Raw genomic sequence first — 13353 nt, 5'->3', positions numbered from 1 at the left:
CTTTCACGATAGCGTGGGTTTGAAGGCTTCATGAGGCGCTGGCATCCTCGCGGTCAAACGCGCTTGCTTGAAAGTGCAGTAGCTGCTCAAGCGTCGTAATACCGCGCGCTTCCAACCGAGGCAATAGAGCAAGCCAAAGCTCTCCGGTCACCCGGGCATCACCCAACGCCGTATGGCGCATTCCTGTGGGAAATATTAATCCATAGCGCTGTACAAGGCTGTCCAGGTCATGGCCGTCGAGTGCTTCATCTAATGCTCGTGAAATTAGCAAGGTATCCAGCAGGGGCATATCGAATAAAACGCTATTTTGGCTAATTGCGAGCATATCAAAGGCGGCATTATGGGCAAGTAACACCGCGTCACCGATGTAATCATGAAAGTGTGCCAGTACGGGTATTAGTGATGCCGCATCGATAACATCATTATCGGTAATCCCATGGATAGCGGTGCTTGCCGCAGGAATCGGCCGTTGCGGGTTAACGTAGTGATCAAACACATCGCTGGCCAATAAGCGCCCGTTGACGATACGGCAGGCGCCTAAACTAATGACGGTGTCGCCTCGGCGAAGCTCGAGCCCTGTTGTTTCAGTATCAAAAATAACCAGCTCCAGGCTACGTAAGGGGCAGTTGGCCAAGGCGGCGTCCGGAGGGGGTAAATCGGCAATCCCAAAGTCATGAAATTCAGGGCGGGGAGTAACGACGCGCGGTGCCTCACTTTGCTCAACAGAAGGCAAGGGTAAGCGAAGACGTGCATGCTGACCGTCGGTGTCCTGGATACTCCATACGTCACTGGCATGCTGACGCAGTACGTCGGCAGCGCTAGGGCTTAGAGGAAGTGCATCCAATATTTGTTGGCGCCACTGGTTAAGTTCGCGTTCGGGTATTGGCGGGCCCAACCATATAAGGTCCAGGTAGGTATGTTTAGAGCTGATAGAGACTTCGCCCTCAAAAATGCTGTTCTTGATATTGTCATTGAGATTGTTTTTAAAATAATCGCTAAGGTGTTTAACCAGCGAGTTAAACAGTGCCATGAGGGCCGGGGCATCGCCTTTAAACCATGCAGGCACCCCAATCGGGGTAATCAGGCGGTGCGCTGGGTCCAGGTAGTCGTCCAACATTTGCCAGAAATCATTGGACCATATGGAGGTAAGACGCTCGCCTTGTTGCTGTATGGCTTCGATAAGCCCGCCAACCCTGGCCACTGTCTCACTCAGGGCGATACTTTCTTCATTCGCCACCTGCTCCAGACGGTGGGCAAGGGAGCCGCTTGTATGATCGTGCTGGCGCAGCTGGCTAAGTGCGTCGGTGGCGGTTACCAGGCTTGCCGTATGTTGGCGCAACGGGGTGAGCATTTGCGCAAGCTCTGCACGAACGCCTCTTTCGTTTGTCCAGGCAGCTGTCGCATCGCTACAGGTAATCAGCGTTTCATCCTGGCTTTCGGGCACGCGGCGTACGATTACTTTCAGCCAGCGGCAATCGCAAGGCACCAGGAGTTCTCGCTGGGTACCATCGGCTGGCAACTGGCTTAGGGTTTGTTGCAAACTCGCCAGTGGAAACAGCGCTTCGAGCCGCTTACCCAGACCCAAGCTAGGTATGCCAGCAAAAAACTGCTCGGCCGCCTGATTAAAGAGCATCAAGCGGCGGTGTTTATCGTAAAGCAGAAGGGGCGTTTCCAGCACTTGAAGCAAGGCCTCAAGCTCTTTTCGAATGCGGGTAGCGCTTTTGGCGCCGTCCGCATGGGCTCTATGCAGGCTACGTCGGTCTGACTGCCAGCTCTCCTGCGCGCGGCGCAAGTCCGGAGCTAATCCTTTCAGCCAGCCCTGTGGTTGCGAGAAATCTTCAGTATCAGGGTTGGCAACCAAGCGGGCGAGCTGCGCCTGTAGCTGACGCACAGGACTAAACAGCATGCGTTCAAGCAATAAACCCACTGCAAATATTGTGGCGCCACCTGAAAAGCATCCCAGCCAGAGCAGCAGCTGATAGACGCCGGTCACTTCCAATTGGCTCTCCAGCCACACGGCAAACAGGGCGCCGCCTAGCAGGCTAAAAGCGGTTAGTAACAACCAGGCGCCAATCAAGCGCTGTCGTTTAGGCAGCCCCTTGGGCGTCATAAGGTTTTCTCTGCCAGCACGGCTTGCACTTGATCGACAAGGGTCTGGGTTGAAAACGGCTTGGTAATGTAGGCGTTAGCGCCCAGCGCAAATCCCTTCTCTCGCTCTACCTCTCGCCCATGGGCCGTGAGCATGATAACCGGTAGTAATGCCGTCGCCGGGCGGGTGCGCAGTGCTTCTAACACATCGAACCCGCTAATGCCTGGAAGGCTGATATCCAGTAGCACGACATCTGGCGTATGGGTCGCTACCTGTTCAAGTGCCTGTTCACCATCGGCTGCACTGGTAACTTCAAACCCTGCCTGCTCCATTAAAAACTCGATCGATAGCACAATGTTCGGTTCGTCATCGACCACCAGCACTTTTGCCATGGAGCCCACCTAATCGGTTGTTATTTAAAATACGCTACACCATTAAGAGTGTAGATAGCCAAGCAGGACGAGCCAAGACGACCTTGGCCGAATAGAAAGCCAATGCGGACGCCAGCTTACGACTTTTGGATGAAGAGTGGGGTTTAAAGGAATTTAGGCATAGACGTATTCAATAAGCCGTACCAACATGTAAACAGAAACACCTATACGTGCCTTGGTTTTAATAAACAACAACAATCATTACCAAAGGAGCCGTGCATATGAGTGCTGTTATCCTGCTATTAATCGGACTTGGGGCAATGGCTTTAGGATACTTTGTGTATTCCAAATTTATTGCTCAAAAGATCTATAAGTTAGACCCCAATTTCAAAACCCCTGCCCATGAATTCGAAGACGGTATCGACTATGTACCGACCAACCGCTTCGTGCTCTGGGGGCATCACTTCACCTCGGTTGCTGGGGCGGCACCCATAGTAGGGCCTGCTATTGCAGTAATATGGGGCTGGGCACCCGCGTTTTTATGGGTGGTGTTTGGCACCATCTTTTTTGCCGGTGTACATGATTTTGGCGCTATTTGGGCAAGCGTGCGCAATAAAGCCAAATCGGTAGGCGCCTTGACGGGCGATGTGGTGGGTAAGCGGGCCCGCAGCATTTTCATGATCGTGATCTTCCTGGTGCTGCTCATGGTCAATGCCGTGTTTGCCGTGGTAATTGCCGGGTTGATGATGAATTTCCCCAGTGCGGTGGTGCCGGTTTGGGGCGCGATTTTTGTGGCCCTGATCATTGGCCAACTGATCTATCGGCGGATAATGAGCCTAGCGGTGGTATCTGTAGTAGGCGTTATCGCTCTTTATGCGCTGATTGGCATTGGTCCTATGGTGCCCGTACAAATGCCAGCCGAAGTTGCCGGGATGTCGGGTAATGCGATCTGGATCATAATTCTATTTGGCTACGCGGCCATCGCATCACTTTTACCGGTATGGATGCTGCTGCAGCCACGGGACTACATCAACGGTTTGCAGCTATTTATCGGCCTGCTGATTCTTTACGGAGCGCTGGTACTGCTTAACCCAACGCTGGTCGCGCCTGCCTTTAATGACAATGTGCCTGCCGGCACGCCTTCGATGATACCGCTGCTTTTTGTAACGATTGCTTGCGGTGCAATATCAGGCTTTCACGGGCTGGTCTCTTCAGGTACCACTTCCAAGCAGCTCAATAAAGAAACCGACGCGCGGTTTGTAGGCTACTTTGGTGCGGTAGGCGAAGGCATGCTGGCGCTAGCGGCTATTCTGGCAGCCACCGCAGGGTTTGCGACATTTGGCGATTGGCAGGCCATGTACAGCGCCTTTGGCCAAGGTGGGGTAAATGCGTTTGTAGAAGGCGGGGCATTTATCATCCATAACGGCCTTGGGCTGCCCCAGGCTACCGCGGCGACGCTTTTAACCGTCATGGCCGCGCTGTTTGCAGGCACTACCATGGATACCGGCTTACGCTTGCAGCGCTATATCTTCCAAGAGTGGGGCGATATCTATAACCAGCAATGGATGAAAAAACCTTCGCTAGCAACCGCACTTGCCGTTGGCACCTGCCTTTTACTGGCGTTTGGCGCCGGCGGTGCGAATGGCTCCGGTGGCTTGATTATCTGGCCGCTGTTTGGCACCACCAACCAGCTGCTGGCCGGGCTAACGCTCTTGGTGATTACGGTTATGTTGGTACGCCTGCGGCGCCCCATGTGGTACACCCTGGCGCCTCTGTGCTTCTTGCTGGTCATGACTATTCTGGCGCTTCTTATCCAACTGCGTACCTTCTGGAATCAGGGCAACATGTTCCTGTTAGTGCTGGATATTGTGGTGCTGATGGCGGCGATTTTGGTTGCGATGGAGTGTGCCGCAGCGCTTAAACGCTCGCGCGCTGAAATGGCGGCCCAAGGCGACTAAATAAGAGGGCATCATAATGCGCGATGACTCGGATAAAGTGGCGTCATCCAAGCGTGATACGTTGCGGGCCTGGTTGGGGCAGGCCCGTTTTTTCACCGAAGAGGTCTACAGCGCGCGCTACCGTGGAGCTATTGCACGGGCGCGCCGTGATGAAGATGACCTGTTCATGCTGTTAGTCTTTTCAGAAATGATGGGAGTACCCAATCCCGCGTCCTATTACACGCTGGAGCTTCAGCCGCTGTTGCTTGAGCGTTTTCACGACTGGCATACGCGAATGGGCATGGAGCATTCGCCGCTGGATCATTTTCGCTGCTGCTAACGCGTCATTTCGGGATTAATACATCCTGGATAAATGGCCTCATAGATAGATAGCTAAATGAACTTATAAATAGGTAAATGAACTTATAGATAGGTAGCCTATGCAATCAGTTCTCAACCGCCGCTTACTGTGGGTAGGCGGCAAAGGCGGCGTGGGTAAAACAACCGTCGCGGCCTCTTTGGCGATTCTTGCGGCCAGGCGCAATAAGCGCGTACTGGTGGTTTCAACTGATCCCGCGCATAGCCTGGGTGATGTGTTTGATCGCACGTTAGGCGATACGCCGCGCCGTTTGTTGCCGAACCTGGATGCCATGGAAATAGATCCGGATAGTGAGGTTGAAGCGCATTTAAATAGAGTCACTCAGCAAATGCGCCGCTTCGCTGCGCCTGAAATGATGCAGGAGCTTGAGCGGCAAATGCGCCTCACGCGTCAGTCCCCCGGCACTCAGGAAGCGGCCCTGCTTGAGCGGCTGGCTCGGCTGATGCTGGATGATGACGCACCGTATGATCTGGTCATTATCGATACGGCGCCCACAGGGCATACGCTGCGCCTTTTAACTCTGCCCGAAGCCATGGCAGCCTGGACGGATGGACTGTTGGCGCACAACCGAAAATCGGCTGAGTTAAGTGGCGTGTTAAAGCATCTCACGCCTTCACGCGGGCAGGACGTCGCCACCCCCTTTGATAACCCCACGGAAGATGCGCTTTCCGGTCTGGATGAGCGGACCCGAGAAGTAGCGGAAACGCTAATCAACCGTCGGCGGCTGTTTCACCAGGCTCGGCGGCGTATAGAAGATGCCAAGGCGTGCAGCTTTTTATTCGTCATGACGCCGGAGCGGCTGCCCATACTCGAGACACAGCGCGCGGTCGGCGCCTTGGAAGAGGTTAATATTAACGTGGCGGGCGTGCTGGTTAACCGGGTGATACCTGAAGAGGCAGATGGTGCTTTTTTGCAGGCACGACGCGTGCAGGAGGCGACCTACCTTGAGCGCATCGATACGCTGTTTAAGCATCTTCCTCGCCCCACACTGCCCTGGCTGGCGACCGATGTACAAGGGATCGACGTGCTAGAATCGCTGGCTGATAAGCTGGAGCACCAGGGTTTTTAACAGCGAGTTTTAATGCTGGTTTTTAATAAGGGTTTTGATGCGCGTTCTATTACTCTCAGCGTACGAAGCGGTAAGTCACCGTTACTGGGCAGACAGTTTAATGGCTAATCTTCCTGAAGTGGCGTGGCAAACGCTGAGTTTACCGCCGCGTCACTTTGCCTGGCGAATCCGCGGTAACCCGCTTAGCTGGTGGCTAAAAGAGCATGAGATGCTCAACCAACCCTATGATGTGGTGCTGGCAACGTCCATGGTGGATCTGGCGACGCTGATCGGGCTTTTTCCCCATTTAGGGCGGGCCAGGAAAATTGTCTATTTTCACGAAAACCAGTTTGCCTACCCGGAGTCCAGCGACCAGATGCCCCAGGTAGAGGCCAAGATGGTAAACCTCTACGCCGCGCTTGCCGCCGATACCGTTGTATTTAACACCGCTTATAATCGCGACTCTTTCTTTGCTGGCGTACGCGCATTTCTAAAGAAAATGCCCGAAAACCTGCCTGCCGCAAAGCCCCTTGAAGCGTTACGCTCGCGTGCCCACGTACTGCCCGTGCCGCTTGCTCCGATTACTGGGGCGAACGCTAGCCGTTCGGTGCCCCAGCGTATTGTGTGGAACCACCGCTGGGAATACGACAAGAACCCAGACGATTTTTTTAATGTGTTAATCGCTTTAAGCGAGCAGGGGGTTGATTTTGAGCTAGTCGTGTTGGGCCAGCGCTTTCGACAAACACCGCCCATTTTTGATATTGCTCAGGAGAAGCTGGCAGCGCATATAGTGGCCTGGGGGCCGCAGCCGGAGCAGGAATACCGTGAACTCCTGGCGACCGCCGGTATCGTGGTATCAACTACCTGGCATGAGTTTCAGGGGCTGGCGATCATGGAAGCCGCCCAGCAGGGTGCTCTGCCATTGGTGCCGGACAGGCTGTGCTTTCCCGAACTATATCTTGATGCTTATCGTTACGATGGCACTTCAGAAGGCCTCTACCAGCGATTACACGGCTGGCTTACTACCCCTGAAACACGCCCAAGCGCTTTAAACACGCAAGCTTGGCAGTGGTCTGCCTGGCGTGAGGCGTATCGTTCGTTGCTTGCATCGGACATGGCAGGCGTTGCGTCAGACAAGTGAGTCAAGGCGCCGCGTTGGCCAGTGAACGACGGCCGTGTGGCGGCGCATTTTTTGAGCAAGAACGGGATGCTCGCGACGAATCACCTGCTCGGCGAAATCGGATAAAAAGCGTGACTTCAACATCGCGCGGGCGCGGTCAACGCCGCTATGCTGATAAGGCGTTGAGGCCAGCAGCATAAAACCGTCATCAGGAATTCTGCCTGCCTGCATATTGGCTTCGATGATGGTGGCAGCGGTGCCGATCGGCTCGGCTAAATCGGGGCCGTAAGGGCCAATAATGAGTGCGGTATTCGGCAAATGTAAAAAGTCGAACCCACGTCCGATACAAATCGCCCACTCACGATGTTCGATATCCAGTTCACGCTCAACACCTTGCAGATCATTAACGTGAGCCAGATTACCCTCAAGCAGCGGCAGTAAGTCCCGGCGCATATCGGCGGGCATGTCGGGGCATACGGCCTGTAGATGAGCACTCAGGGCTTCGATAGGCTGCCCGAGCCATTCGCGACTATCCAGAACCGCGTCATCCTGGCCATGAAGTATCAACGCGTCGCTGTCAGTTTCAAACCCGCATACCAGCGGGTAGACCTGCTGATGGTCCTCGCCAAACAGCTGACCTGCTTGGCGGGCAATCGCATAGGCGTGCGCTTTGGCTGCCTGAGTATCACAACCAAACCCGGCACACCCCCGCGCTTGATTGCCGTGAGAAAAGTGATAGGTGATCAGCAGTAACGTGCCCCGTCCAGCGTTAGCGGCATCAACGACGGTGTCGGTGAGTAGCTCACCCAGATACGGCCAGCCTAAATCGAAAATTCCACCAAGGTTGCGAAATGGGGTAATGATACCCAGCGGTGTGCGGGTGGCGTGGGGAATATGGATACGTCCATCCATGCACTTCATGACTACGATGGATGTCGGATGCTGCGCCAGATAGCGCTGGCGCGAAAGCCAGGCGCCGGGACTGCAGAAGTGTTCAGCGTGCTGGCGGGATAACGCAAATAGAGCATCGATGCGCTGCTCAATGGATTGGCTATGTAGCAGAGTAGCAGGCATCGGCATAAGGGCATCCTAGTGTAAAAGTAGGCTAGGCGAGTTCGGTTTTATCCGGAAACTCGCACAGGTCTTCGATTATGCAGCTTCCGCAACGCGGTTTGCGGGCAATACATGTATATCTGCCGTGAAGGATAAGCCAGTGATGGGCGTCCTGCCGGAATCCTTTGGGCACATGGCGTATCAGCTTTTGCTCCACCTCAACGACGTTTTTACCCTTGGCGATACCGGTACGGTTTGAAACACGAAAGATATGCGTATCGACCGCAATAGTTGGCTGCCCGAACGCCGTATTTAGAATCACATTGGCGGTTTTACGCCCCACACCCGGCAACGCTTCTAACGCGATGCGTGTGTCGGGCACGACGCCACTGTGCTGATTAACCAGAATATGGCAGGTCTTCATCAAGTTTTCAGCTTTGGTGTTATAGAGGCCGATCGTCTTGATATGCGTTTTAAGCTCATCGATACCCAAATCGATGATTGCCTGGGGCGTATTGGCAACGGGGTAGAGCCGCGCGGTTGCCTTATTGACGCCGACATCGGTGGCTTGTGCAGAAAGTAGCACCGCCGCCAGCAGCTCGAAAGGTGTGGTCCAGTTGAGTTCAGTCGTGGGGTGCGGGTCCGCTGCCTGAAGGCGAGCAAAAATTTCATGGCGCTTTTGGGCATTCATGGCGTGTCTCTACGGTTACTTGATAATGCCGGTGACCCGGACGCGACGTTCTGAGCGCGGTGAGGCCGCTGCAGGTAGGGCGCGCGCGGCGCTGCGCTGGTCCAGCACGTTTTTCAGTGCAATCAGCAGGCCGGCAACGAAAAAGGCCCCGGGCGGCAGAACAAAAAACAGAAATTGATAATCGTCTACCAGGGTAAGCTGCCAGTTGGCCGCGAACGGGCCAAACAGTAGCGCCATATCGCTAAACAGCGTGCCTTGACCCAGCAGCTCGCGCAGCCCTCCCAGCACCACCAGAACGCTACCAAACCCAACGCCCATCATCAGGCCATCGAGTGCGGCAAGACCAACAGGCTGGCGGGAGGCAAACGCATCGGCACGGCCTAAAATGGCACAGTTCGTGACAATCAGCGGAATGAAAATACCCAGCAGCTGATAGAGCGGGTAGGCATAGGCGGCCATTAATAGCTCCGCACAGGTAACAAAGGCGGCGATGATCATGACAAACGCCGGGAGCCGAACGGTGCTGGGAACCTGATGACGCACCAGTGATACGGCGGTACTCGCGCCTACCATCACAAACAGCGTAGCAATGGCTAACCCCAGCGAGTTGACCACGGTCGTGCTGACGGCCAGAAGCGGACACAGCCCCAACAGTTGCACCAATGCGGGGTTATTGGCCCACAGGCCTTCATGGGTTAGCGTTTGCCATTGATTCATTGAGAGGGCTCCTCAGCGCTAGTGGGTAACGGCATCTCGGCGACATACTGCAAGGCCGTGTAAACTGCCTGAACGACAGCGCGAGGCGTAATGGTCGCCCCGGTAAATCCATCAAACTGCCCACCGTCTTTTTTAACCGCCCAGGCGCTGGGTGGCAGCTCATCAAGACTTAGCCCGTTAAACCGGGTAATCCAATCGCTGCGCTGGCGTTCGATCTTATCGCCCAGGCCTGGGGTTTCCTGATGGTAGGTAACCCGCACACCGCTAATGCGCTGCTGCTCATCAATTCCTACTAACAAGTCAATCTCACCGCTATAACCCTGACGGGTAATGACCGGTAGAATAATGGCGCGGTGATTGTCACGGCTTATTTGCCAGCCTATAGCGGGTTTGCGATGGCCTAAGGCCTCAGCATCAGGCAGGTCAAATGTACTTTCCAGAAGCTGATCAATCGATGTGTCGGCGAAGGCCTGAGGCAGTACCGCCTGCAGCTGGCGGTGTTGATAGGCCTGCTGGTGCTGTGTAATGCGCTCAGCCGTCAACGCGCGGGTGACGGCAACGCTGCCCGCAGTAATCAGCGCAAAGACACCCAGTGTGAAAGCACCGCGCCGCATGGCACTCATGGGTGTCATCGTGGTACTCCAGGTGCGTCTTTTGCGTGCCCTGTTGGGCGGGGTACTGTGTATAGGTCGATCAGCGGGACACAAAGGTTCATCAATAGAACGGCAAAGGCCACGGCATCTGGATAGCCGCCCAGGTTGCGAATCACCATAATCAGCACCCCAATACCCGCGCCATACAGCAACTTGCCGCGCTGGCTGGTCGCGGCGGATACCGGATCGGTGGCAATAAAGAAAGCCCCAAACAGCGTGGCGCCGGTTAATAGGTGAAAAATCGGCGATGCAAAGCGGTCAGAGTCGCTCAGATAAAATAGCGCTGCGAGTGCCACTAAACTGCCCAGCAGGGCGGCGGGAATGTGCCAACTGATAATCCGTTTAATCAGCAGTAGTACACCGCCCGCAAGCCAGGCGAGGCTAATGGTGTACCAGGCGGTGAGCGTTTTTTCAGGCAGCGGGCTGCTTAACCAGAACTGTTGGGCAGACAGCTCCTCTGCTTTATGTTTAAACGCATCCAGTGGCGTGGCACCGCTAAGCGCATCAAGCTGGGGAGTAGGTAACGTGCCCAGGACTTGTGCCCAAAGCGTATCGTTAATCAGCGGCTGAGGCGGCGCCCATAGGGTCATATAGGTAGGAAACGAGACCAGGAGTAGGGCATAGCCCACCATGGCCGGATTAAACGGGTTATGCCCCAAGCCGCCATAAAGCTGCTTGGCGATCACTACGGCGGCTAGCATACCTACCCCTATTAGCCACCAGGGGCTTGCCGGGGGTAATGAAGCGCCTAGCAGTACACCGGTCAGTAATGCGCTGGTGTCTGTTAACGCTGGCGCTATGGGGCGGCTACGAACATGCAGCATGGCCGCCTCAAGAAGGACGCCCATTATCGACGCCAGGGCAATATTGCTGAGTACGCCCAAGCCAAAGTGATAGGTCATGGCCAACACCCCGGGCAGCGTGGCTATCACCACCCAGCGCATTAATGAGGCCGTTGGCGGAGCCATTAATAGAGACGAGGCATCATCGACCTGCGAGGCGTGAAACATACTCATGGAGTGTCCTCAGCGGTAGGTGCTTTAGCGCTTTCACGCGCTTGCGCCAGCTGCAAGTCGGCGGCTTTAAGATTTTCCTGGGCGGTAGCCAGCAGCGTTTCCAGATCTTCATGAGATTGCTGTGGCTCTTGCTGGGCTGCTCGTGCAAGGACTTTTTCGGCTTTTCTAACCGCCGCCTTGGCCGCCGTTTGAGCAATGCGCAGGCTACGCAAATCGACGGGGGGAGCGCTGGCACTCTCGTTGTTGACATCCCCATCGGTGGGCTTGTTGTGAGCTAACCGGGCCTGGCGGCGCGCCTGCTTTTCGGCTTCTTCACGGGCTAAGCGTGCCTGACGAAACTCGAAGCGATGTTTGGCATGTTCGGCCTTGGCTGCCTCAATCCTGTTGTGACGAAGACGGCCTTTCGCTTCGCGGTAATCATCAACCAGCGGTATATGGCTCGGACAAACGTAGCTGCAGGCACCACACTCAATGCAGTCAAAAAGGTGGTAGCGCTCAAGCTTGTCATCGTCCTGGGCACGGGCGTACCAGTGTAACTGCTGAGGAAGTAGCTGCGCGGGACATACGTTTTCACACGCACCGCAGCGAATGCAGGGTGACTCCGTTGGTGCGGAAGGCAACTCTTCAAGCGTTGCTGCAATCAGGCAGTTAGTGGTCTTTGTGACGGGCGTATTAAGTGTTTCAAGAGAGGTGCCCATCATTGGACCACCCTGGATAACGCAGCTGAGCCGGGCGTTATCCAACCCTGCTTGGGTTAAAAGTATCTCAATAGGCGTGCCCAAACGCACCCAGTAGTTGCCCGGTTGGGCAATGGCTTCTCCCGTTAGCGTTACTATTCGCTCAATCAGCGGTAGGCCATCACGCACCGCGTAAAGTGCTGCCAATAACGTGCCGGGGTTGTGGCAAAGCACCCCGACATCCGCCGGCAGGCCTTGGCTCGGCACCGTGCGATTCAACAGCTTTTTAATTAACTGTCGCTCGCTGCCGCTTGGGTAGCGTGTAGGAATAACCGTTAACGTAACGCTTGCCGGTAGGCTTTGTGATATGGCGCGCTTTAACGCGGCGATGGCCTCGGGTTTATTATCTTCAATACCGATAACAATCTGCTGGGCACCGCACAACGAGGCAATTAATTGAGCACCTTCGAGCACTTCGTCTGGGTAGCAGCGCAGAGTTAGGTCATCGGCCGTAATATAGGGCTCGCATTCGGCGGCATTAATCACCAGCGTATCGATAGCGTGGCGCTCAATCACCCGGGCTTTGATATGGGTTGGAAACCCGGCACCGCCTAGCCCAACCACACCGCTTTCGTCCAAGCGGGTAAGCAGAATAGACGCATCTGTTGCGCGCCAATCAAGCGGGGGCAGGTTTTGCCGGGTATCCTGACCATCACTGTCAATTACGATAGTATCGCCATCCATCTGGCTAACCGTGCCGCTGACCGTTGCGTGCACAGCGGCGGATATCAGGCCATCGCGTTTAGCGATCAGGCTACCCGTATGGACGTTATCGCCGAGGCTAACGCAGGGCGTTGCCGGGCGGCCGCTATGCTGACGCAAGGGGAGCACTACCTGTGCAGGTAGGGGAGCGCGGCGTAGCGGTGATTGCGCCGAACGGGCTTTGCGCTCGGGAGGATAAACACCGCCTGGGAAATCAAATAGGCGTGCCATCTAGCCCCCTGGTTGTTGGTGTACGGTTGCTGGTATACGGTCGCTTGCAATGACACTGTGAGCGGGAGACACAATCGGTTGCCACTGGCTAAGGGGCGTACTCCTGGGAAGCATATCGATACAGTCTACCGGGCAAGGGTCGACGCATAAGTCACAGCCCGTGCACTCATCTTCAATAACGGTATGCATCTGTTTGGCGGCGCCAATAATGGCGTCCACTGGGCACGCCTGAATGCACTTGGTACATCCGATGCACTCAGCTTCACGGATAAACGCTACCTTTGCTTCGCTGGGGGCGTCCCCATCAAGCGGCTCGGGCTCGCGGCCAAGCAAATCGGCCAGGGCATGAATGGTTGCCTCGCCGCCAGGCGGGCATTTGTTCAGGGCATCGCCTTCATTAATCGCTTCAGCATAAGGGCGGCAGCCTGGGAAGCCGCACTGGCCGCACTGAGTTTGGGGCAGCAGCGCATCAATCTGGTCAACAAGCGGATGCTCGTCGCCCTTGAAGCGCTCGCTAACGGCTCCTAATAGAGCGCCGAAGCCAACCCCTAAGCCAGTGAGTATGCCAATGGCGCTGACAATACCCCAGAGAGAGAACGTATCGCTCAT

At 55.4% G+C, this 13353-nt stretch carries 13 protein-coding genes; 4 read left to right on the top strand and 9 right to left on the bottom strand.

What is annotated here, in order from left to right:
- Positions 1-28: 28 nt before the first annotated feature.
- Entirely contained in the window at positions 29-2110 is a 2082-nt protein-coding gene (locus tag INT33_RS06150) for a 3'-5' exonuclease (protein ID WP_193091412.1), read from the bottom strand.
- Positions 2107-2481: a response regulator transcription factor gene (locus tag INT33_RS06145; RefSeq protein ID WP_193091411.1), complete on the bottom strand. Its 375-nt coding sequence runs from the start codon at positions 2479-2481 to the stop codon at positions 2107-2109. Before INT33_RS06145 ends, INT33_RS06150 begins: the two co-directional genes overlap by 4 nt.
- Before the next feature lie 260 nt (positions 2482-2741).
- Here INT33_RS06145 and INT33_RS06140 point away from each other — a divergent pair, with 260 nt between their 5' ends.
- From INT33_RS06140 to INT33_RS06125, 4 genes are all read left to right on the top strand, one after another.
- Complete coding sequence (locus tag INT33_RS06140; RefSeq protein WP_192537905.1) at positions 2742-4418, top strand: carbon starvation CstA family protein; 1677 nt, start codon at positions 2742-2744, stop codon at positions 4416-4418.
- A 16-nt stretch (positions 4419-4434) separates the two neighbouring features.
- Complete coding sequence (locus INT33_RS06135; RefSeq protein WP_192537904.1) at positions 4435-4737, top strand: cory-CC-star protein; 303 nt, start codon at positions 4435-4437, stop codon at positions 4735-4737.
- 100 nt (positions 4738-4837) lie between these two features.
- On the top strand, positions 4838-5845 hold the full coding sequence (locus INT33_RS06130; RefSeq protein WP_193091410.1) for an ArsA family ATPase: 1008 nt from the start codon (positions 4838-4840) through the stop codon (positions 5843-5845).
- A gap of 37 nt (positions 5846-5882) precedes the next feature.
- Positions 5883-6965 (top strand): tRNA-queuosine alpha-mannosyltransferase domain-containing protein, encoded by a 1083-nt coding sequence (locus INT33_RS06125; RefSeq protein WP_193091409.1) that lies wholly within the window; start codon positions 5883-5885, stop codon positions 6963-6965.
- Here the strand turns inward: INT33_RS06125 and INT33_RS06120 are convergent.
- The 7 genes from INT33_RS06120 to rsxB are packed head-to-tail and all read right to left on the bottom strand — an operon-like array spanning position 6954 to position 13353.
- A complete protein-coding gene (locus INT33_RS06120) occupies positions 6954-8024 on the bottom strand; it encodes a carboxysome shell carbonic anhydrase domain-containg protein (RefSeq protein ID WP_193091408.1) in 1071 nt (356 codons plus the stop codon). The genes INT33_RS06125 and INT33_RS06120 overlap by 12 nt on opposite strands.
- 25 nt (positions 8025-8049) lie before the next feature.
- Complete coding sequence (gene nth, locus INT33_RS06115) at positions 8050-8688, bottom strand: endonuclease III (protein ID WP_192537900.1); 639 nt, start codon at positions 8686-8688, stop codon at positions 8050-8052.
- Positions 8689-8703: 15 nt separating this feature from the next.
- Positions 8704-9405 (bottom strand): electron transport complex subunit E, encoded by a 702-nt coding sequence (locus INT33_RS06110; RefSeq protein WP_192537899.1) that lies wholly within the window; start codon positions 9403-9405, stop codon positions 8704-8706.
- Positions 9402-10037: an electron transport complex subunit RsxG gene (gene rsxG / locus INT33_RS06105; protein WP_193091407.1), complete on the bottom strand. Its 636-nt coding sequence runs from the start codon at positions 10035-10037 to the stop codon at positions 9402-9404. Before rsxG ends, INT33_RS06110 begins: the two co-directional genes overlap by 4 nt.
- Complete coding sequence (locus tag INT33_RS06100) at positions 10034-11074, bottom strand: RnfABCDGE type electron transport complex subunit D (protein WP_193091406.1); 1041 nt, start codon at positions 11072-11074, stop codon at positions 10034-10036. The genes rsxG and INT33_RS06100 overlap by 4 nt, the downstream gene beginning before the upstream one ends.
- Positions 11071-12744, bottom strand: a complete 1674-nt coding sequence (gene rsxC, locus INT33_RS06095) for an electron transport complex subunit RsxC (RefSeq protein ID WP_193091405.1) — start codon at positions 12742-12744, stop codon at positions 11071-11073. Before rsxC ends, INT33_RS06100 begins: the two co-directional genes overlap by 4 nt.
- A complete protein-coding gene (rsxB, locus tag INT33_RS06090) occupies positions 12745-13353 on the bottom strand; it encodes an electron transport complex subunit RsxB (RefSeq protein ID WP_193091404.1) in 609 nt (202 codons plus the stop codon).

The sequence above is a fragment of the Halomonas colorata genome, from assembly GCF_014897985.1.
GTDB classification, from domain to species: domain Bacteria; phylum Pseudomonadota; class Gammaproteobacteria; order Pseudomonadales; family Halomonadaceae; genus Vreelandella; species Vreelandella colorata.
Note: the sequence above shows the minus strand (reverse complement) of the source record. Positions and strands in the feature narration are given on the sequence as shown.